21 protein-coding genes are annotated in these 18,947 nt (G+C 70.3%); 9 read left to right on the top strand and 12 right to left on the bottom strand.

The genetic code is table 11. From position 1 onward, the window contains the following. Positions 1-30: 30 nt before the first annotated feature. Genes Microterr_RS08720 through xseA form a run of 5 tightly spaced genes read right to left on the bottom strand, consistent with a single transcriptional unit; the run spans position 31 to position 4,290 of the window. The gene (locus tag Microterr_RS08720) at positions 31-1,425 is read right to left on the bottom strand and encodes a class II fumarate hydratase (protein WP_263798346.1); all 1,395 of its coding nucleotides are present in this window, start codon (positions 1,423-1,425) and stop codon (positions 31-33) included. 49 nt (positions 1,426-1,474) lie between these two features. Further along, complete coding sequence (locus tag Microterr_RS08715) at positions 1,475-2,086, bottom strand: carbonic anhydrase (protein ID WP_263798792.1); 612 nt, start codon at positions 2,084-2,086, stop codon at positions 1,475-1,477. Between the two features lie 35 nt (positions 2,087-2,121). After that, on the bottom strand, positions 2,122-2,754 hold the full coding sequence (locus tag Microterr_RS08710) for a DUF4245 domain-containing protein (protein ID WP_263798347.1): 633 nt from the start codon (positions 2,752-2,754) through the stop codon (positions 2,122-2,124). Continuing rightward, positions 2,754-2,996, bottom strand: a complete 243-nt coding sequence (locus Microterr_RS08705; protein ID WP_263798349.1) for an exodeoxyribonuclease VII small subunit — start codon at positions 2,994-2,996, stop codon at positions 2,754-2,756. The genes Microterr_RS08710 and Microterr_RS08705 overlap by 1 nt, the downstream gene beginning before the upstream one ends. Before the next feature lies 1 nt (position 2,997). Then, the gene (gene xseA / locus Microterr_RS08700; RefSeq protein ID WP_263798350.1) at positions 2,998-4,290 is read right to left on the bottom strand and encodes an exodeoxyribonuclease VII large subunit; all 1,293 of its coding nucleotides are present in this window, start codon (positions 4,288-4,290) and stop codon (positions 2,998-3,000) included. A gap of 96 nt (positions 4,291-4,386) precedes the next feature. Here xseA and Microterr_RS08695 point away from each other — a divergent pair, with 96 nt between their 5' ends. The 3 genes from Microterr_RS08695 to Microterr_RS08685 are packed head-to-tail and all read left to right on the top strand — an operon-like array spanning position 4,387 to position 6,587. Then, positions 4,387-5,427 (top strand): 4-hydroxy-3-methylbut-2-enyl diphosphate reductase, encoded by a 1,041-nt coding sequence (locus Microterr_RS08695; protein ID WP_263798793.1) that lies wholly within the window; start codon positions 4,387-4,389, stop codon positions 5,425-5,427. Next, positions 5,424-6,011 (top strand): DUF6264 family protein, encoded by a 588-nt coding sequence (locus tag Microterr_RS08690; RefSeq protein WP_263798351.1) that lies wholly within the window; start codon positions 5,424-5,426, stop codon positions 6,009-6,011. The genes Microterr_RS08695 and Microterr_RS08690 overlap by 4 nt, the downstream gene beginning before the upstream one ends. 24 nt (positions 6,012-6,035) lie before the next feature. Next, on the top strand, positions 6,036-6,587 hold the full coding sequence (locus tag Microterr_RS08685) for an MOSC domain-containing protein (protein ID WP_263798352.1): 552 nt from the start codon (positions 6,036-6,038) through the stop codon (positions 6,585-6,587). Between the two features lie 115 nt (positions 6,588-6,702). Here the strand turns inward: Microterr_RS08685 and fbaA are convergent, their stop codons facing one another. Then, complete coding sequence (gene fbaA, locus Microterr_RS08680; protein WP_263798353.1) at positions 6,703-7,731, bottom strand: class II fructose-bisphosphate aldolase; 1,029 nt, start codon at positions 7,729-7,731, stop codon at positions 6,703-6,705. Between the two features lie 187 nt (positions 7,732-7,918). Here fbaA and glpX point away from each other — a divergent pair, with 187 nt between their 5' ends. Both glpX and Microterr_RS08670 read left to right on the top strand, forming a co-directional pair. Further along, the gene (gene glpX / locus Microterr_RS08675; protein WP_263798354.1) at positions 7,919-8,908 is read left to right on the top strand and encodes a class II fructose-bisphosphatase; all 990 of its coding nucleotides are present in this window, start codon (positions 7,919-7,921) and stop codon (positions 8,906-8,908) included. Between the two features lie 127 nt (positions 8,909-9,035). Beyond that, a complete protein-coding gene (locus tag Microterr_RS08670; protein WP_263798355.1) occupies positions 9,036-9,245 on the top strand; it encodes a UDP-N-acetylmuramyl pentapeptide phosphotransferase in 210 nt (69 codons plus the stop codon). Between the two features lie 3 nt (positions 9,246-9,248). Here the strand turns inward: Microterr_RS08670 and Microterr_RS08665 are convergent, their stop codons facing one another. Next, positions 9,249-10,532 carry a DNA recombination protein RmuC gene (locus Microterr_RS08665; protein ID WP_263798356.1) on the bottom strand — a complete coding sequence of 428 codons (1,284 nt, stop codon included), beginning with the start codon at positions 10,530-10,532 and terminating at the stop codon, positions 9,249-9,251. 43 nt (positions 10,533-10,575) lie between these two features. Beyond that, positions 10,576-11,178, bottom strand: a complete 603-nt coding sequence (locus Microterr_RS08660; RefSeq protein WP_263798357.1) for a 3'-5' exonuclease — start codon at positions 11,176-11,178, stop codon at positions 10,576-10,578. A gap of 181 nt (positions 11,179-11,359) precedes the next feature. Here Microterr_RS08660 and Microterr_RS08655 point away from each other — a divergent pair, with 181 nt between their 5' ends. From Microterr_RS08655 to ychF, 3 genes are read left to right on the top strand one after another with little or no spacing between them, the layout of a single operon-like run. Continuing rightward, positions 11,360-11,974, top strand: coding sequence for a dihydrofolate reductase family protein (locus tag Microterr_RS08655; RefSeq protein WP_263798358.1), 615 nt, complete (start codon positions 11,360-11,362; stop codon positions 11,972-11,974). Then, positions 11,971-12,717, top strand: a complete 747-nt coding sequence (locus Microterr_RS08650) for a class I SAM-dependent methyltransferase (protein ID WP_263798359.1) — start codon at positions 11,971-11,973, stop codon at positions 12,715-12,717. The genes Microterr_RS08655 and Microterr_RS08650 overlap by 4 nt, the downstream gene beginning before the upstream one ends. Positions 12,718-12,757: 40 nt before the next feature. Next, entirely contained in the window at positions 12,758-13,831 is a 1,074-nt protein-coding gene (gene ychF, locus Microterr_RS08645; protein WP_263798360.1) for a redox-regulated ATPase YchF, read from the top strand. Between the two features lie 26 nt (positions 13,832-13,857). Here ychF and Microterr_RS08640 read toward each other — a convergent pair whose 3' ends face one another. Next, complete coding sequence (locus tag Microterr_RS08640; protein ID WP_263798362.1) at positions 13,858-15,174, bottom strand: hypothetical protein; 1,317 nt, start codon at positions 15,172-15,174, stop codon at positions 13,858-13,860. Between the two features lie 221 nt (positions 15,175-15,395). Between Microterr_RS08640 and Microterr_RS08635 the strand changes: the two genes are divergently transcribed. Beyond that, complete coding sequence (locus Microterr_RS08635) at positions 15,396-17,048, top strand: ABC-F family ATP-binding cassette domain-containing protein (RefSeq protein WP_263798363.1); 1,653 nt, start codon at positions 15,396-15,398, stop codon at positions 17,046-17,048. Positions 17,049-17,096: 48 nt separating this feature from the next. Here Microterr_RS08635 and Microterr_RS08630 read toward each other — a convergent pair whose 3' ends face one another. The 3 genes from Microterr_RS08630 to Microterr_RS08620 all read right to left on the bottom strand — a co-directional run bounded on the left by Microterr_RS08630 (position 17,097) and on the right by Microterr_RS08620 (position 18,922). Next, the gene (locus Microterr_RS08630; protein ID WP_263798364.1) at positions 17,097-17,447 is read right to left on the bottom strand and encodes a LysR family transcriptional regulator; all 351 of its coding nucleotides are present in this window, start codon (positions 17,445-17,447) and stop codon (positions 17,097-17,099) included. Between the two features lie 34 nt (positions 17,448-17,481). Continuing rightward, a complete protein-coding gene (locus Microterr_RS08625) occupies positions 17,482-17,955 on the bottom strand; it encodes a hypothetical protein (protein ID WP_263798365.1) in 474 nt (157 codons plus the stop codon). Positions 17,956-18,037: 82 nt separating this feature from the next. Then, a complete protein-coding gene (locus Microterr_RS08620; protein ID WP_263798366.1) occupies positions 18,038-18,922 on the bottom strand; it encodes a hypothetical protein in 885 nt (294 codons plus the stop codon). Positions 18,923-18,947 lie beyond the last annotated feature (25 nt).

The raw sequence follows: 18,947 nt of genomic DNA, 5'->3' as shown, positions 1-18,947 counted from the left end.
TCGCCCTCCGCTGCGGCGCGCGTCCCGATTTCAGCCCGGATGGGTCATCGAGAGCAGGTCGAGCTTCTCATCCAGCTGCTCCAGGGTGATCTCGCCGCGGTCGACGTAGCCGAGATCGATGACGGCCTCGCGGACGGTGATCCCCTTGGCGACGGAGTGCTTCGCGATCTTGGCCGCGGCCTCGTAGCCGATGACCTTGTTCAGCGGCGTCACGATCGAGGGCGACATGCCGGCCAGCGCCGAGGTGCGCTCGAGATTGGCCTCGAGGCCGTCGACGGTCTTGTCGGCGAGGACGCGCATGGCGTTGGTGAGCAGCCGGATCGACTCGAGCAGCGCGGTGCCCATCACCGGGATGGCGACGTTCAGCTCGAAGGAGCCGGACGCGCCCGCCCAGGCGACCGTCGCGTCATTGCCGATCACGCGGGCGCACACCATGAGGGTCGCCTCGGGGACGACCGGGTTGACCTTGCCGGGCATGATCGACGAGCCCGGCTGCAGGTCGGGGATGTGCAGCTCGCCGAGGCCGGTGTTCGGGCCGGAGCCCATCCAGCGGATGTCGTTGTTGATCTTGGTCAGCGAGACCGCGATCGTGCGAAGCGCGCCGGACGCCTCGACCAGGCCGTCGCGGTTGGCCTGCGCCTCGAAGTGGTCCTTGGCCTCGGTGATCGGCAGCTCGGTCTCGGCGGCGAGCAGGGCGATGACCTTCTGCGGGAAGCCGATCGGGGTGTTGATGCCGGTGCCGACCGCCGTTCCGCCGAGGGGGACCTCGCCGACGCGCGACAGCACGGCCTGGACCCGCTCGATGCCGAGGCGGATCTGGCGCGCGTAGCCGCCGAACTCCTGGCCGAGGGTGACCGGGGTGGCGTCCATGAGGTGGGTGCGGCCGGACTTGACCGCGTCCTTCCACTGCTCGGCCTTCGCCTCGAGCGCGACGGCCAGGTGATCGAGCGCCGGGATGAGGTCGTCGATGAGGGCCTGGGTCACCGCGATGTGCACCGAGGTCGGGAACACGTCGTTGGACGACTGCGACGCGTTGACGTGGTCGTTCGGGTGCACGCTCGCACCCAGCTTGCGGCTGGCGAGCGTGGCGAGCACCTCGTTCATGTTCATGTTCGACGACGTCCCGGAGCCGGTCTGGTACGTGTCGACCGGGAAGTGGGCGTCGTACGCGCCGGTGATGACGTCGTCGGCGGCGGCGGCGATCGCATCGGCGATGGCGCCGTCGAGCGTGCCGAGCTCCTTGTTGGCGAGGGCGGCGGCCTTCTTGATGCGCGCGAGCGCGGCGATCTGGGTGGACTCGAGGCCCGTGCCCGAGATCGGGAAGTTCTCGACCGCACGCTGCGTCTGCGCGGCGTACAGGGCATCCTTGGGGACGCGCACCTCACCCATGGTGTCGTGTTCGATGCGGTATTCGATGTCGGTCACGGCGTTGTTCCTCCTCGATGCGGGCGGTGCCCGCGTGCGTGTTGCGTGATCAGGCTGCCGCGTCGTTCGCGGGGCCCACGATGATGTCGGGCACGACGGTGCCCTCGCCGAGCCGGTAGTTCGCGCCCACGATGGCGAGGCGCTTCTCGGCGACGGCGCGGTTGATGAGTTCGGACGACTGCAGGATCTCGGCGACCGTGTCGCGCAGATGCTCGCGGCCGACCTGCTCTGCGTCGAGCGTCTCAGGGGTCGCATCGGGGCTCGCGCCCAGGACGCGGCGCACCGCAGGGACGATCGCGGAGATCAGGCGCCAGATGTGTGCAGGCAGGGTCGGGGCGTCGACCCGGGTGGAGTCGATCGCGGCGCGCACCGCACCGCACTCGTCGTGACCGAGCACGACGATGAGCGGCACTTCGAGCACAGCGACCGCGTACTCGAGGCTGCCGACGACCGAGTCCGAGATGACCTGGCCCGCGTTGCGGATGACGAACAGGTCGCCGAGGCCCTCGTCGAAGATGATCTCGGCGGCCAGTCGCGAGTCCGAGCAGCCGAACAGCGCCGCGCGCGGGGTCTGCACGTGCGCGAGCTCGTGGCGGCGGTCGACGTCCTGGCGTGGATGCTGCGGCTCGCCGGAGACGAATCGCGCGTTGCCGCGGCGCATCTCTTCCCACACGGTCCGCGGTGTCGGTCGCTCGGTCACTGTGCGTCCTCCTGGAGTTCGAGAACCTGCGCGCTCACCGCGGCCGCCGCCTGCTCCAGCACATCCTCGCCGGCTGCACCGTAGACCATGATCGTGTCGGGACCGGCGGGGGTGCTCAGCGCCGCGGAGATGTTGCCCGCGCGGGAGGCGTCGGGGATGGCGTAGCGCGTCCACTCGACGCCGCCGATCGTGACGGTGTCGTCGGCATCCGCTCCGGAGAGCACGCGCGCAGGCCACGCCTCGTCGGCGTCGAAGCCCTGGGCGACCCGGACATAGCCCGTCTCGTCGGGCACGTAGATGATCGTCCAGACCTCGGGCTCGGCGGAGCTGAGCGCGGCGCCGTTGACCCTCCACGCCGCGGGGACCTCCGGCACGACGACCGTGCGTCCGAGCGACGAGGAGACCTGGTCGGCGACGGCGGGGACGTCGATCGGCTCGCGCGCGGCCGGCTCGCCACGGGGCACGGCGAACACGATCACGACGACGACCGCGACGGTGACCAGGATCGCCGCCACGAGATTGCGGGCGGTCTGGCTGGAGCGGTACACGCGGGACGACTCCGCCTTGCGCGCTGCGGTCTCATCCGGGGTCTCGGGGCGGCCGAGCTCGGCGACGACGCGACCGGCCATCAGGCTTCCGCGGTCTCGGCGTCGGCGCGGGCGGCGTCGAGGCGGCGCTTGGCGCCGAGAAGCCAGTCCTCGCAGCGGGCGGCGAGCGCCTCGCCGCGCTCCCAGAGGGTCAGCGACTCCTCGAGGGTGGGCGCGCCCTGCTCGAGTTCGGCGACGACGCGCACCAGCTCGTCACGGGCCTGCTCGAACGACATGCTCGCGACATCGGCGTGGACGGGAGTCGGCTCGGTCACACTGTCCATCCTAGTTCTCGGCCGGAGCCGGATTCTCGGCCACGGCCCCCTCGGAGCGGGCCGCGAACGACCCTCGGCCGACCGTCACCAGCACCTCGGCGCCGAACGGGGCCTGGGCGGCGTCGCGGACGATGACCCCGTCGGCGAGATGGGCGATCGCGTATCCGCGGGCGAGCGTCGACGCGGGGGAGAGCGCGCGCAGCGCGGCGCGCAGCTCGGCGGCACGGCGAGCTTGCGCGTCGATGCGGCGGTCGATCGTGTCGCGGCCGCGGGAGACGCTCAGCCACAGCTGCTGCGAGCGGGACTGCAGCATCGTCTCGGGCGTGCGCAGCACGGGCCGCGAGCGCAGCTGCTCGAGCTGCGCGATGTCGTGGCCGACCCGCTGCGTGAGCCGCGACGTCAGGCGCGAGCGGAGGTGCGCGATCAGGGCGCGCTGCTCGGAGACGTCGGGCACGATCCGCTTGGCCGCGTCGGTCGGCGTCGATGCGCGCAGGTCGGCGACATCGTCGAGCAGCGGGCGGTCGTTCTCGTGGCCGATGGCGCTGACGACAGGGGTGGATGCCGCGGCCACCGCCCGCACGAGCCGCTCGTCGCTGAAGCCGAGGAGGGTCTGCGGGTCGCCGCCGCCGCGCGCGATCACGATCACGTCGACCTCGGGGTCGGCGTCGAGCGCCGTGAGGGCGGCGATCGTCTCAGGGACGCAGCGATCGCCCTGCACGGCGGCGTACCGGGTGCGGAAGCGCACCTGGGGCCAGCGCAGCTCGGCGTTGCGGTGCACATCCTTCTCCGCGTCCGACCGCTCGCCGGTGATCAGGCCGATCGTGTGCGGGAGGAACGGGAGCGGCCTCTTGCGCGCCGGATCGAACAAGCCCTCTGCGCGCAGCTGCGCGCGCAGGCGCTCGAGTCGCTCGAGCTGGTCGCCGAGGCCCACATGCCGCATCGCGGACACGCCGAACCCGAAGTCGCCGCTGCGGGAGTAGTAGTCGGCCTTCACGCACGCGATGACGTGATCGCCGACCTTGAGGTCGGCCGGCAGCCGCTGCAGCGTGCTCGACCAGATGCGCACCGAGATCACGGATTCGGTGCGGAGGTCTTTCAGTCGCCCGAAGACGTTCCCGCCGCGGAGGTTCCAGGAGGTGATCTCGCCCTCGACCCATACCGAGCCCCACCGCTCGATGAAGCCGCGGATCGTGTCGTTGAGCCGCGAGACCGATGTCGGCGCCTCTGCCGTCGCATCGCGAGGGGCCACCGAATCGGCCGGCGGCGGTACGCCGGGAACCGACTCGGCCTGGAAGGTCGTCATCCGGTCCTCTCGTGATCTCGATGCGGGCATCCCGCTGTCGGCGCTCGCCCAGCCCACCCGCCCTAGACTCGGGTGGTGAGCTCTTCCGCTATCCGAATGCCCGTGCCCCGTGTTCCACGGCGTCGCGAGCGGCTCCAGGATAACCCGGTGGACGGACACAAGCGGGTGCTGCTGGCATCCCCCCGCGGCTACTGCGCGGGCGTGGATCGCGCCGTCATCGCCGTCGAGAAGGCTCTCGAGCGCTATGGCGCGCCGGTCTACGTGCGCAAGCAGATCGTCCACAACATCCACGTCGTGACCGAACTCGAGGCCGCGGGCGCGATCTTCGTCGACGAAGTCGACGAGGTGCCGGAGGGCGCGCACGTCGTCTTCAGCGCGCACGGCGTCTCGCCGGCCGTCGTGAGCGCGGCGGCCGACCGCGGCCTGCGCGCGATCGACGCGACCTGCCCCCTCGTCACCAAGGTGCACCGCGAGGCGGTGCGCTTCGCCCGCGACGACTTCGAGATCCTCCTGATCGGCCACACCGGCCACGAGGAGGTCGAGGGCACGGCGGGCGAAGCGCCCGATCACGTCACCATCGTCAACTCGCCCCTCGAGGCCGACTCGGTCGTGGTGAAGGACCCGGAGAAGGTCGTGTGGCTGTCGCAGACCACGCTCTCGGTCGACGAGACCATGGAGACCGTGCGCCGGCTGCGCGAGCGATTCCCGTCACTGCAGGATCCGCCGTCCGACGACATCTGCTACGCCACCCAGAACCGTCAGGTCGCGATCAAGAAGGTCGCGAAGGACGCCGACCTCGTGATCGTGGTCGGCTCGGCGAACTCGTCGAACAGCGTGCGGCTGGTCGAGGTCGCCCTCGAGTACGGCGCGAAGGCGGCGTACCGGGTCGACTACGCCGACGAGGTCCGCCAGGAGTGGCTCGACGGCGTCGAGACGGTGGGCGTGACCAGCGGCGCGTCCGTGCCCGACGTGCTCGTCCAGGAGGTCCTCGCCGACCTCGCCGCCGCCGGTTACGGCGACGTCGAAGAGGTGCGCACCGCGGAGGAGGACCTCATGTTCTCGCTCCCGAAGGAGCTGCGCCAGGATGCCGGCGGCCGCCGCGACGACCGCGCTCTCGGCGGGCGGACGCGCGCATGAGCGACGCCACGCCGCCGCGCGATGAGCGACCCCGCCCGCAGTACGGCGAGTACGCCACCCCCGAGGAGCAGCGCGCGCACATCCGCCATCCCGACGTGACCGCGGCCATCGAAGCCGGTGAGTCCCTGTCGGCGGCGGCCGCGGCCGCGGCCGCGGCCCAGCCTGCGGCGGCTCCCGCATCCGATCTTCCGCCCGTCGTCGCCGCCGGGAGGCCCGCCCGCCCGGTCGACCGTGTGATCACGATGGCCCTGCTCGGATTCGGTCTCGTGAACGTCCTCTTCTCCGTGGTGAGCTACTTCGACCTCGCCGACGCCATCACGCAGGCGATGCAGATCCTCGGCATCGAGGAGGAGTTCACCAACACGGCCGCCGCGGATCTGTGGGGCCCGATCGCCGCTGTCGTGCTGACGGTCGGCTACGTGATCACGACCGTGGTCGCGCTGCGCAGCCTCCGGGCGAGGCGGCTGTCGTGGTGGATCCCGCTCGTGGGAGCGGTCATCACCTACATCGGCGTGTACGCGTGCCTCCTGGTGCCGTTCGTCGGCGATCCCGCGTTCATGCAGTACGTCTCGTCGGGAGCGTAGGCGCGCTCGCGCTAGCCTGACGGGATGCCGCGTCTTCTCGCCGTCTGCACCGTCCACCAGCTGCTGCCCGACCCTGGCACGATCGGCGTGACCGGGATCGACAAGCGTCCGGTCGAGGGGCGGGTGCGGGTGGGGCCGTACGGCGTCTACGCCGATGTCCAGGCCGATCGCAAGCACCACGGCGGGCTCGACAAGGCCCTCTACGCGTACGCCCAGGAGGATGCCGCGTACTGGGAGGGCGAGCTCGGCCGCGAGCTCCCGCCCGGCTTCTTCGGCGAGAACCTGCGCACGGAGGGCATCGACGTGAACGCGGCGCGCATCGGGGAGCGCTGGCGGATCGGCGACACCGTGGAGGTCGAGGTCACGATGCCCCGCACCCCGTGCCAGACCTTCGCCCGGTGGGTGGGCGGCGACGACGCCCGCGGCTGGGTGAAGCGGTTCTCGCAGGCGCGCCGGCTCGGTCCGTACCTGCGGGTCGTGCAGCACGGGCGGATCAGCGCCGGCGACGAGATCGTGGTGGTGCACCGGCCGGCCGACGCTCCGGGTCTGCTCGACGTGTACCGCGCCCCGGCGTAGCCCCCGCGGGTGCCCCGTTCCCCCGAGAAACCACATTCGGCGCGAGAAACCATGCCGGAGCTGGTTTCTCGCGCCGAAACGCGAGTCTCGCGGGCGGCGGCCCGCGAGGGTGCGGCTAGGACTGCGACTTGCCGGCGGAGCCGAGCTGCTGCGTCGCCTCGACGACGCGGGCGGCCATGGCCGACTCGGCGACCTTGCCCCAGGCGCGCGGGTCGTAGGCCTTCTTGTTGCCCACCTCGCCGTCCACCTTCAGCACGCCGTCGTAGTTCGCGAACATGAAGCCGGCGACCGAGCGCGTGAACGCGTACTGCGTGTCGGTGTCGATGTTCATCTTCACGACGCCGTTCGCGACGGCCGTGGCGATCTCCTCGTCGGTCGACCCGCTGCCGCCGTGGAAGACCAGGTCGAGCGGCTTCGCGCCGGTGCCGAACTTCTCGGCGATGCCCGCCTGGATCTCTCCGAGCAGCTCGGGACGCAGCTTGACGTTGCCCGGCTTGTAGACGCCGTGCACGTTGCCGAACGTCAGTGCCGCGATGTAACGGCCGTTCTCGCCGAGGCCGAGCGCGTCGACGAACTTCGACACGTCGGCGGTGGTCGTGTAGAGCGCCTCGTTCGAGCCCTCGTGCTTGACGCCGTCCTCCTCGCCGCCGACGACGCCGATCTCGACCTCGAGGATCGCGTTGATCGCCTTCAGGCGGGGGAGGAGCTCCTTGGCGATGTCGATGTTCTCGTCGAGCGGAACGGCCGAGCCGTCCCACATGTGCGACTGGAAGATCGGCTGTCCGCCGTCGGCGACGACCGACTCGGACGCGGCGATGAGCGGCAGCACGAAGTCGTCGAGCGCGGGCTTGGGGCAGTGGTCGGTGTGCAGCGCCACGGTGATGGGGTAGCTCTTGGCGACCTCGTGCACGTAGGCGGCGAAGGCGAGGGCGCCGGTGGCGCGCGCCTTCACGGTGTGGCCGGCGAAGTAGTCGGCACCGCCGGTCGTGACCTGGAGGATGCCGTCGGAGCCGGCCTCGGTCAGGCCCTGCAGGACGGCGTTCACGGACTGCGAGCTGGCGGCATTGATGGCGGGGTAGGCGAATCCGCCTGCCTTCGCACGGTCCAGCATCTCGGCGTACTGGTCTGGGGTGGCGACGGGCATGACAACTCCTTGAATCGGCGGCGTTCCCTCGTCACTCTAGCGAAGGACGCTCGGGCGCGGCATGCCCTGCGACGTCGCGAGGGGCGCGAGGAACCGGTCCTGCCCTGCTGTAAAGAAACGCACTTCCTTCGGCCGATCCGGCCGGAAAGCCGGCCGTTTCGATGAGGCCCGTGGTTAGGCTGGCGCCATGGTGAGTCTGACCGCTGACATGAGTCCGCTGCATCCCGACCGCAATCTCGCTCTGGAACTGGTGCGTGCGACCGAAGCGGCCGCGATCCGCTCCTCGCCGTTCATCGGACGCGGCGCGAAGGAGGCCGCCGACGGCGCGGCGGTCGACGCCATGCGCGCGTTCTTCACCACCGTGAACTTCGACGGGACCATCGTGATCGGCGAGGGCGAGAAAGACGAAGCGCCGATGCTGTTCAACGGCGAGAAGGTCGGCACCGGTCGCGGCCCCCAGGCGGATGTGGCGGTCGACCCGATCGACGGCACGTCGCTGACCGCGGCCGGTCGCAACAACGCGCTCTCGGTGATCGCGGTGTCCGACAGCGGCACGATGCTCGACGCGTCGAGCGTCTTCTACATGGACAAGCTGGTGACGGGTCCGGCGGGCGTGGGCGTCGTCGACATCCGCCTGCCGATCGGCGAGAACATCCGCCTGCTCGCGAAGGCGCTGGGCAAGCCCGTCGAGGAGCTCGTCGTCTCGGTGCTGCACCGCCCTCGCCATGACGGGCTCATCGAGGAGATCCGCGCGGCCGGTGCCGGCACCCGCCTGATGAGCGACGGCGATGTCGCGGGCGGCATCAACGCCGCCCGGCACAACGCGCGCACGGACATGTGCGTCGGCATCGGCGGCAGCCCGGAGGGCATCGTCACCGCCTGTGCGATCAAGGCGCTCGGCGGCCACATCCAGGGTCGGCTCTGGCCGCGGGACGACGACGAGAAGCAGAAGGGGATCGACGCCGGGCTGAAGCTCGACGGTCACGTGTACGAGGCCGACGGTCTCGTCACCGGCAGCAACACGATCTTCGTCGCGACGGGTGTCACCGACGGGCAGCTCGTGGCGGGCGTGCGCCGCGACGGCGGCTACATCTACACCGAGAGCGTCGTGCTGCGCGGCGCGTCGGGGACCCTCCGCCGGATCTCCTCGGAGCACCTCGTCGCCAAGTGGCTGTAGGGGACGAGGGATGCCGCAGCATCCCGTGACGCAGATGTGACCTGCTCTCTCAGGGTTCTCTGGCAGAATCGAATCCGGTGTCAACGGGGATGCATTCGATTTTTCGGTGAGTTCCAGGGAGTGCGAGATGGCGGTTGAGGTGGGCAGCTCGGCACCGCAGACCGGTGCGCATGCGGTCATCAAGGACGCGACCGATCCCGCTCGGCGCCCGGATGTCCTGTTCCGCAAGCGTCGCGACGAGGGTCACCAGGTCTCCCCGTGGTGGCTGATCGGTGCGTTCGTCGCCGTCTCCGCGGGCGTGATCGCGCTCCTCAGCTTCGTTCCCGGCGGAGCCTGACCCTCAGAGCCGCTCGCGCAGGTCGCCCACGTCGGCGCTGAGCGCGTCGGCCACGGGAAGCTGCGCACCTTCGAGCAGCTCCGGTGCGGTCAGTCGCCGCGGCGCCTTCTCGATCACCGCCGGTGTGGCCACCGCATCCAGCTTCGTCTCGTCGATGCCGGGGAACCGCCGCGCGCTCACGAGCACGCGCGTCTCGAGGGACCCGACGAACTTGTTGTAGCTGTCGACGGTGCGCTCGATCGCGCGGCGCAGGTCGTCGGCGTGGGTCGCGAGCCCGCCGAGACGCTCGTACAGCTGGGTGCCCAGGTCGAACAGCGTGCGAGCCTCGGCCGAGACGCTCTGCTGCGTCCACGTGTAGGCGACGGTCTTGAGCACGGCCCAGAGGTTGACCGGCGAGGCGAGGGCGACGCGCTTGCTGAACGCGTAGTCGAGCAGGGACGGGTCTTCCTCGAGCGCCGCGGCGAGCAGCGACTCGCTCGGCACGAAGCAGATCACGAACTCGGGGCTCGCCGACAGCCCGGCCCAGTAGGCCTTCCTCGCGAGGGCGTCGACGTGCGCACGCACCGCTCTGACGTGCTTGCCCAGCAGCGCGCTGCGCTGCGCGGCCTCTGCGCCCTGAGCGGTCACCGGGATCGCGCTCGCCTCGAGGTAGGCGTCGAGCGGCACCTTCGCGTCGACGGCGATCGCCTTGTCGCCGGGCAGGCGGATGATCATGTCGGGCCGCCCTGCGCCGGCGTCCGAGCTGATCGAGGTCTGCACGTCGAAGTCGACGTAGCGCGTCAGCCCGGCCGCCTCGACGACGCGTCGCAGCTGGGTCTCGCCCCACACCCCCCGCGTGCTGCTCGAGCTCAGTGCGCTCGCGAGCGACTCGGTCGTGGCGCGGAGCGCCTCGTCGGACTGCTGCGCCCGGCGCAGCTGCTCGGCGAGCGACCCGAACTGCTCGTGCCGCTCGCGTTCGAGGTCGTCGACCTTGCCCTGCATCGACTGCAGCGTCTCGCGCACCGGCTCGAGCGCCCGCAGCACCGCCTGCTCACGCCGTTCGCGCTCTTCGCGGGCGGCCTGGTCGTGCCGGGTCTGCGCCGCGAGCTCGCGGTAGAGGATCTGCTGGTGGTCGAGCTGCGCCTGCACCCCCTGGCGCGCCGCGTCGCTCGCGGCGAGCTGCGCGCGCAGGTCGGACTGCGCCTCCGCGGCCCGTGCGGCCGCCCGGGCGAGACCGGCGACCCAGCCGAACAGGGCGCCCGCGAGCAGGCAGCCCAGGGCGATGAGCGAGATGGTCAGTGCGTCCATGTGCCCAGGATGCCTCCGACGTCCGACATCGGGTGTGCGACGCTCAGGCGGCGACGAACTCCGCGGGCTGCTCGACGAGGGCTCGCAGCTGCGAGACCTTCACGCCGCTGAGCGCGGCGAGGGAGTGGATGTCGTCTGCTCCGACCCTCCTGGCCGCGTCGATCATGATGTGGGCGCAGGCGAGGGCGTCGGCCGTGGCGTCGTGGTGTGCGAACCCGCTGAAGCCCGCCTCGGCGGCCACGAGCGGCAGCCGGTAGGAGGCGAGGTCGTACGTCTTGCGAGAGACCTGGAGACTGCACACGTACCGGTGGGGCGGATGGGGGTCGCCGGTCGCCGCACAGGCGGCGCGGAGCACCGCCATGTCGAACCCGGCGTTGTGCGCCACGAGCACATCGGCACCGGCGAACGCGGCCAGATCGTCGAGCTGCTCGCTCCAGCCCTTCGCTCCGATGACGTCCTCGGCGCGGATGCCGTGGATCCGCGTGTTCAGCTCGAAGAAGCGGTCGTGGCCGGCAGGCGGCTGGATGAGCCACCCCGCTGTCGCGACCACCTGGCCGTCGCGCACCCGGGTGAGTCCCACCGCACAGGCCGACGCGTTGCTGGAGTTCGCCGTCTCGAAGTCGATCGCGGTGAAGTCCAGTGCCACGCCCTCAGCCTCACCCGAGGTCGCCGACCAGGCGCGCAGGCGCGCCGCTCTTCGCCCGACCGTCGTACCGTTCTCAGGATCGACCGCACCCGGTCTGGCATCCGCATCGATTCGACGGGCCCGCCACGTCCGCGGCTCCTGAGAACGGTACGCGAGTACCCTCGGCCCAGGGAGGCACGTGATGCGCGAGCTCATCGTCTGCAATTTCGTCACCGTCGACGGCCGATATGAGGACGACGACCACGGCATCGTCTCGTTCTTCGAGCATCAGCATCCCGACTACGCCGACGCCGACTCGTTCGACCACTACACCGCAGAGCTGCTGCGCGGCGCCGACACCCTGCTGCTGAGCGGGCGCCGGTCGGCGCTCGGCAACCTCGACTACTGGACGGGCGTGCGCGCCGATCCTGGCGCGACCGACATCCGCCACGAGCTCGCCGAGCTGATCCTCGGCATCGAGACGGTCGTGGTCTCCGACACCATCGCCGAGGCCGACATCGCGCCGTACCCGCACACGCGCATCGTGCGGATCGCCGACGCCCGCACCGAGGTCGCGGCGCTCAAGGAAGGCAGCGGCGGCAGCATCCTGATCCTCCTCGGGCGGGTGCTGTGGAACGACCTGATCCATGCCGGCCTCGTCGACGAGCTGCATCTCGTGACGTTCCCGCTCATCGCCGGCGGGGGAGTGCCGCTGTTCGACAGCCGGCCGCCCGTCGCGCTGAAGCTGCTCGAGACGCGCACCTGGGACGACTCGGGCAATGTGCTCATGCGCTGGCGGGTGGATCCGTCGGAATGAGGGAGGGTCACGAGGGCACGACGAGCGCGGCGAGCTTCGACGCCGTCGCCGAGATCTACGCACGCTCGCGACCTTCGTACCCCCAGGAGAGCGTCGACTGGCTTCTCGACGGCGACCCGGCGGTGGTGGTGGATGTCGGTGCCGGAACCGGTCTGTTCACCCGCCTGCTGCGCGACGGGATCCGCACCGTGATCGCAGTGGAGCCCTCGGCTCCGATGCGCGAAGAGCTGCGAGCGGCGATCCCCGACGTCGAAGCGGTGCAGGGCGCCGGAGAGCGGATGCCGCTGCGCGACGCCTCCGCCGATCTCGCGGTGTTCGCTCAGGCATGGCACTGGGTCGACGTGCCGGCCGCTTCTGCCGAAGTGGCTCGGGTGCTGCGTCCGGGCGGGCGGCTCGGGCTCGTCTGGAATCTCCGCGACGAGCGCGTGGAATGGGTCCGCGCCCTCGGCGTGGCGATGCGGGCGGACGGCGACCATTTCCGCGGCACGGTCGAGGATCCGGGCATCGGGCACCCGTTCGGAACACCGGAGCGATCGTTCGTCCCGTGGGTTCGCCGATGCACGCAGGAGGAGATCATCGCGGACGTGCGGTCGCGGAGCTACTTCGCCCTCCTGACGGCCGCACAGCAGGATCACGTCGCCGCCGCGGTCGAAGCCGTCCTTCAGGCTCACGCCCTCACCTCGGGAGGTCGCGTGATCGAGCTGCCCTACGTCACGGCGTCGTACCGGTACACCAGGCCGTGACGCCGGGACGCCGCATCCGCGCAACGTAGACTTGGGGCCCGTGGCTCTCACTATCGGCATCGTCGGCCTGCCCAACGTCGGCAAGTCCACCCTCTTCAACGCACTCACCAAGAACGACGTGCTCGCGGCGAACTATCCGTTCGCGACGATCGAGCCCAACGTCGGCGTGGTGAGCCTTCCCGATCCGCGGCTCGAGAAGCTCGCGGAGGTGTTCCACTCCGAGCGCATCCTGCCTGCGACGGTCTCCTTCGTCGACATCGCGGGCATCGTGCGCGGCGCCAGCGAGGGCGAGGGGCTCGGCAACCAGTTCCTCGCGAACATCCGCGAGGCAGACGCCATCGCCCAGGTCGTCCGCGGCTTCACCGACGACGACGTCGTGCACGTCGAGGGCGGCGTGAACCCCCAGAACGACCTCGAGACCATCAACGCCGAGCTCATGCTCGCCGACCTGCAGACGCTCGAGAAGGCCGTGCCGCGCATCGAGAAGGAGGTCAAGGGCAAGAAGACCGACCCCTCGGTCCTCGAGGTGGCGGTCGCCGCGAAGGATGCCCTGGAGCGCGGCGTGCTGCTCTCGCACTCGGGCATCGACCTCGCGCCGATCAAGGAGCTGGGCCTGCTCACCGCGAAGCCCTACATCTACGTCTTCAACGTGGACGAGGCGATTCTGACGGATGCTGCCGCCAAGGCTTCCCTGGAGGCCCTGGTCGCCCCGGCCCACGCCGTGTTCCTGGACGCGAAGATCGAGTCGGAGCTGATCGACCTCGACCCGGAGGACGCCGCAGAGCTGCTCGCCTCGACCGGTCAGGACGAGTCGGGGCTGGACCAGCTCGCGCGCATCGGATTCGACACGCTCGGGCTGCAGACCTACCTGACGGCCGGTCCGAAGGAAGCGCGCGCCTGGACGATCGGCAAGGGCTGGAAGGCTCCTCAGGCGGCCGGTGTGATCCACACCGACTTCGAGAAGGGCTTCATCAAGGCCGAGGTCATCTCGTTCGACGACCTCATCGAGGCTGGGTCCGTCCTGGAGGCCCGCCACCGCGGCAAGGCGCGCCTCGAGGGCAAGGAGTACGTCATGCACGACGGCGACGTGGTGGAGTTCCGCTTCAACGTCTGAGCTGTCCAGGTGAGCCGATGGCAGAACTAGCGGATCTCGGCTGTCGCCTGCGAGACCTTCGCCACAGTCGTATACCCGGTCTTCGAGGCGGTGACCTTCACTTTGATGGTCTTGCCCCGATCGGCCGCGGTCAGCAGATATGCAGGCTTCGTCGCGCCCTTGATCGCAGAGTTGTCGCGGTACCACCGGTAGGTCAGGGTGACGCTCGCCGGCCGCCACGCGCCCGCGGTGGCGGTGAGCTTCCTGCCGACCGTGGTCGTGCCGGTGATCTTCGGGGTCGCCGTCACGATGTGTTCCGCATCGATCGTGGTTGTCGGGAGGGACACCTTCGAGAGGGTGGGGTAGCCGGGCTTCGCGCCGGTGACCTTCACCTTGACGGTCCGGCCCTTGTCGGCAGCCGTGAGCTTGTACGTCCAGTTCGTCGCGCCTGAGATGGCCGACGATGCTCGGTACCACTGGTAGGTCGTCTTGGCTGCGGAGGGGGTCCAGATTCCTGGGATCGCGGTGAGGGTCGATCCGACTCGCGTGTTGCCGATGACTCTCGGGGTGGGTGCGGTGAATTTCCCCACCGCAGGGGCCGTCGCATTGGACGTCTTGATGATCGAGCCGTACTCGGACATGCCGGCGACGCGGACACTGATGACCGATCCGAGCTCGTCGTCCGTCGGCGTGAACGCGGGGCCGACTCGGCCGGCCGGCTTGCCGTCGACGAGCCAGGTGTACTCGAAGATCTCGTTCCACCATCCGTAGAAGCCTCGCTTCACCGTCAGCGGCTTCCCTACGATCGCGGTGGAGGCGATCACGGGAGTCGGCGAACCACCCTCGGCGGCGAGGGTGTAGTACTTCCAGCCCGCCTCCTTCAGGTTCGGCACCAGCTGATAGGAGAGCGCTCCGAAGATGCCGCCGGCGGCCACGTCATCCGCGGTAGGGGTGTAGGTGGTCGTGCAGGTGATCATCTCACCGACCTGCATGACGGGTGGGAGGTCGAACTCGCCGCTGTGCTTGACATAGGAGTCCACGGGCATGACGCCGGTGGCCGCGCAGTCGCCGGTGTAGGACGTGACAGGGCCGTCTTGCACCGCTTCCACGACGACGCGCGCATCCTCTGGCAGGGTAACGGCGGAGTTCCCGGCGTTCCTCGCGGTGAAGGTTACGGTAATCGTCTCCCCGGCCGTGAAGACGCCAGCAGAGGCCGGGACTCCGATCTTCAGTTCGAGCGGTGCTGTGTCACGCGCCTGCGCCCCCGCGGGTACCGCGATCACGCCGCCGAGGGCGAAGGCGGCCAGCGCCGCACCGGCCATGATGCGCCGCACAGCGCGCGTCCGATCATCGTTCACGGGCATCCCCATTCGGTAGACCACCTACCGCCTCCTCGTCGAGCCGGTTGAGGTGAGACTACTGGGACCGGCCCGCCTCAGCCAGGAGCTGCCCGGGTCCGAGCGGCCACTCAGCCGCGAGCCGTGGTCAGGGCGGTAGTACGCTCGGTCTGGCGTTCGATCCCTTCGTCGTCGGACTCTGACCCCGCCCGCAGCGACCGGCGCCCACGCCCCGAGAAGATCGAGCCATGACCGCAACCCTCGTCGCCCAGAGCCTCGCCGGCGGCTACGGCCACCGCACCCTCTTCGAGGGCCTCGACCTGACCGTCGCGCCGGGCGACGTGGTCGGCGTCGTGGGGGCGAACGGCGCAGGCAAGTCCACGCTGCTGAAGCTGCTCGCCGGCATCGACGAGCCGCAGGCGGGCACTGTCTCGCTCGCGCCGGCCGACGCCTTCGTGGGCTGGCTGCCGCAGGAGCACGAGCGCATCCCGGGCGAGACCGTCGCCGATTACATCGCCCGACGCACCGGCTGCGCGGACGCGACGCGCGAGATGGATGCTGCCGCCACCGCTCTCGGCGACCCCGACTCCGCGACGCCGGGCGTCGACCCGGCGGACGCGTACTCGGTCGCGCTCGATCGGTGGCTGGCGAGCGGCGCCGCCGATCTCGAGGAGCGGCTCCCCGTGGTGCTCGCGGATCTCGGCCTCGACCTCGGCGGCGATGCGCTCATGACCGCGCTGTCGGGTGGGCAGGCCGCCCGCGTCGGGCTCGCGGCTCTCCTGCTGTCGCGGTTCGACATCGTGCTTCTCGACGAGCCCACGAACGACCTGGACCCGGACGGACTCGAACGCCTGGAGTCGTTCGTGCGCGGGCTGCGGGGCGGCGTCGTTCTGGTCAGCCACGACCGCGAGTTCCTCGCGCGCTGCGTGACCCGTGTGCTCGAGCTCGATCTGGCGCAGAACGCCAACCGGGTCTTCGGCGGCGGCTATGACGCGTACCTCGAAGAGCGCGCGACGCTGCGCCGCCACGCGAGGGAGAAGTACGACGAGTTCGCCGACAAGAAGGCCGACCTCGTGGCGCGAGCGCGGACGCAGCGGGAGTGGTCGAGTCAGGGCGTGCGCAACGCGATGAAGAAGTCGCCCGACAACGACAAGATCCGCCGCAAGGCCGCGACGGAGTCGAGCGAGAAGCAGGCGCAGAAGGTGCGCCAGATGGAGAGCCGGATCGCCCGGCTCGACGAGGTCGAGGAGCCGCGCAAGGAGTGGCAGCTCGAATTCACCATCGGATCGGCACCCCGATCGAGCTCGGTGGTGGCGACGCTGAGCGGCGCGGTGCTCCGCCAGGGCGCATTCACTCTCGGTCCGCTCTCGCTGCAGGTGAACGCGGGCGAGCGCATTGGCATCACCGGACCCAACGGGGCAGGCAAGTCGACGCTCCTCCGCGCGCTGCTGGGCACGCAGGTGCCGGATGAGGGCACGGCGGGCCTCGGCGCCAACGTGCAGATCGGCGAGATCGACCAGGCGCGCGGGCTGCTGGCAGGGTCGCAGCCGCTCGCCGCCGCGTTCGAAGAGCTCGTCCCCGAGATGGCCGCGGGTGAGGTGCGCACGCTGCTCGCGAAGTTCGGACTCAAGGCCGATCACGTGCTGCGACCGGTCGACCAGCTGTCACCGGGGGAGCGCACGCGCGCCGCCCTGGCCCTCCTGCAGGCACGCGGCGTGAATGTGCTGGTGCTCGACGAGCCGACGAACCACCTGGATCTGCCGGCCATCGAGCAGCTGGAACAGGCGCTCGAATCGTACGAGGGGTGTCTGCTGCTCGTGACCCACGACCGACGGATGCTGGCGACGGTGAGGACCGATCGGCACTGGCGTGTCGAGGCCGGACAGGTCACCGAGCGGTAGGAGGTCTCCCGCCGGTCGTTGAGCGAGCGCAGCGAGACGAAACGCCCGCTATCGCCCTTGGCGCTTCTTGTATGTCACGGGCTGACCCTTCACCCGGGGTGTCCGCCCCTTCCCCTTCGACGCTTTCGCCTTGCCGCCGGCCGGAGCGACCTGCTTGGGCGCCGGTGCGGGCGCTGCGGCGATCTGCTGCCGAGCCTCCTCGAGGAGGAGCGCGCCCGCGCCGGTCAGGGCGAGGTTGGACTTGGCTCCCGTGAAGAGCGGGTGTCCGACCTCTTCCTCCAGCTTGTCGATCGAGGTGTACAGCGAGGCCAGCGGGATGCCGAGTGCCTCCGCAGCGCGCGGGAAGTGGATGCCTTCATCGACGAGTGCGACGAACCGTCGGAGCAGGGAGATCTTCACGTGGCGGCGCCTTTCGTTCTCCCCCGAAGGTAGCTCACGGGGCGGGGGCGTCAGCCCGCTCGAGCACGATCACCCCGCGCTCGTCTGCGCCGCAGAATGCGCCGAAGCTGCCGAAGTAGGAGTCAGGATCGGCGCCTGACGGCAGGTCGGAGAGGGTGACGAGATCGCCTTCGCCGAGGATTCCGTCGCCCGAGCCCACGCGGTCTCCACTCGAGAGAACGACGACGTCCGCGTCCTGACGCGCCCCTTCCGGCCACACGATCCACGCGCCGTCCTCGGGCGCGCCGTCCGCGCGCCACATGAAGCAGCCGTTCGTCTCGACCTGGAGTGCGCCGTCCACTGCCGCAGGCCCTGCGGCGTCGAGCACGCCGGCCGATTCCTCGGGACTGAGGGTCGGCAAGCCGAAGCCGGCTTCGGAATCGTCGGCGGCGCATCCGCCCAGCCCGAAGACCACGCCGATGACCGCGGCCAGCGCCACCGTGGAAGCGAGTGCGTGCCGGGTGCTCATTCGATCCACCTCCGCATCATGACAGCACCATCCCCGAGTCAGCACCAGCGCGATTCTCACTCGCTGTTCGCTGAGATCTGACTCAGGGCAGCGGCGGTGCGAACTCCAGAGCGTCCCCCATGCCCTCGGCGAGGGATCCGGTCGCGCGATAGGTCTGACCGTCGAGCGTGAGCTCGATGTCGTAGTCGTACGGCACGTCGCCGAGGGTCTCCGCGTCGGCGACCGAGAGCTCCGCAGTCAGCAGCTCGTCACCGGCGGCGTTGCAGGTGTCGGCTGGCGACGCAGGCGCGACCGTCACGCGGTCGCCATCCGGACCGGTGAGTGTCACCGTGGAGGTGACCTCCGCAGGAGAGACCGACAGGCCGATGAGCGAGACGGAGACCGACCCGGGCTCGTCGTCGGATGCGAGAACGTCGAGGGTGGCGACAGGCGGAGGGAGCGGTCGGTCCGTCGTCGTCTGCAGCGCGATGTACGCGCCGACTGCGCCGACTTCACCGCCGAGCGGCAGGCCGGGCCCGCTCGCGGCGCTGAGCTGCAGCGTATAGTCGCCGGCCTGGCCGACTGGCCGGACTGCCCACCATCCGCCGCCGAGATCGGTCTGCTCGGGTGTGAGCGACCACTCGTCGCATTCGTAGGGCTCGCCCGTGAACTGCGCCGCGCTCAGCGTCCACCCCGCCTGCGGAACGAACACGTAGACGTCTTCGGCGCGGAGGGACGGCAGGTCGTCGGGGATCGTCTCGAGGTTGCTGGCGGCATCCATCGACGCGATGTGCAGCTCGGTGTCGTCGTAGCGCACCACCAGCGCGTCGTCGCCGGTCGGCGAGCCGAACGACTCGGTCACCGCCGGCGTGGGCACACCGCTCGGCGCCGGGTCCGACAGCGCGAAGGGCGATGCGCACCCGGCGAGAGCTGCGACGAGCGTCAGCGGGACGAAGATGAGAAGCCGGCGGCCGTGGACGAAGGTCACCTCCGCATCATGGCATCGCTCGCGG

Source organism: Microbacterium terricola, assembly GCF_027943945.1.
Lineage (GTDB): Bacteria > Actinomycetota > Actinomycetes > Actinomycetales > Microbacteriaceae > Microbacterium > Microbacterium terricola.
The sequence above is the reverse complement of the archived record's forward strand: the minus strand, read 5'-3'. Positions and strand labels throughout refer to the sequence as shown.

Excerpts from the sequence above, each read along its gene's own strand:
- Microterr_RS08715 (WP_263798792.1), bottom strand. The coding sequence starts at position 2,086 with ATGCGCCGCGGCAACGCGCGATTCGTCTCCGGCGAGCCGCAGCATCCA.
- Microterr_RS08710 (WP_263798347.1), bottom strand. The coding sequence starts at position 2,754 with ATGGCCGGTCGCGTCGTCGCCGAGCTCGGCCGCCCCGAGACCCCGGAT.
- Microterr_RS08705 (WP_263798349.1), bottom strand. The coding sequence starts at position 2,996 with ATGGACAGTGTGACCGAGCCGACTCCCGTCCACGCCGATGTCGCGAGC.
- xseA (WP_263798350.1), bottom strand. The coding sequence starts at position 4,290 with ATGACGACCTTCCAGGCCGAGTCGGTTCCCGGCGTACCGCCGCCGGCC.
- Microterr_RS08695 (WP_263798793.1), top strand. The coding sequence starts at position 4,387 with ATGCCCGTGCCCCGTGTTCCACGGCGTCGCGAGCGGCTCCAGGATAAC.
- Microterr_RS08690 (WP_263798351.1), top strand. The coding sequence starts at position 5,424 with ATGAGCGACGCCACGCCGCCGCGCGATGAGCGACCCCGCCCGCAGTAC.
- Microterr_RS08685 (WP_263798352.1), top strand. The coding sequence starts at position 6,036 with ATGCCGCGTCTTCTCGCCGTCTGCACCGTCCACCAGCTGCTGCCCGAC.
- fbaA (WP_263798353.1), bottom strand. The coding sequence starts at position 7,731 with ATGCCCGTCGCCACCCCAGACCAGTACGCCGAGATGCTGGACCGTGCG.
- glpX (WP_263798354.1), top strand. The coding sequence starts at position 7,919 with ATGGTGAGTCTGACCGCTGACATGAGTCCGCTGCATCCCGACCGCAAT.
- Microterr_RS08670 (WP_263798355.1), top strand. The coding sequence starts at position 9,036 with ATGGCGGTTGAGGTGGGCAGCTCGGCACCGCAGACCGGTGCGCATGCG.
- Microterr_RS08665 (WP_263798356.1), bottom strand. The coding sequence starts at position 10,532 with ATGGACGCACTGACCATCTCGCTCATCGCCCTGGGCTGCCTGCTCGCG.
- Microterr_RS08655 (WP_263798358.1), top strand. The coding sequence starts at position 11,360 with ATGCGCGAGCTCATCGTCTGCAATTTCGTCACCGTCGACGGCCGATAT.
- Microterr_RS08650 (WP_263798359.1), top strand. The coding sequence starts at position 11,971 with ATGAGGGAGGGTCACGAGGGCACGACGAGCGCGGCGAGCTTCGACGCC.
- Microterr_RS08640 (WP_263798362.1), bottom strand. The coding sequence starts at position 15,174 with ATGCCCGTGAACGATGATCGGACGCGCGCTGTGCGGCGCATCATGGCC.
- Microterr_RS08635 (WP_263798363.1), top strand. The coding sequence starts at position 15,396 with ATGACCGCAACCCTCGTCGCCCAGAGCCTCGCCGGCGGCTACGGCCAC.
- Microterr_RS08625 (WP_263798365.1), bottom strand. The coding sequence starts at position 17,955 with ATGAGCACCCGGCACGCACTCGCTTCCACGGTGGCGCTGGCCGCGGTC.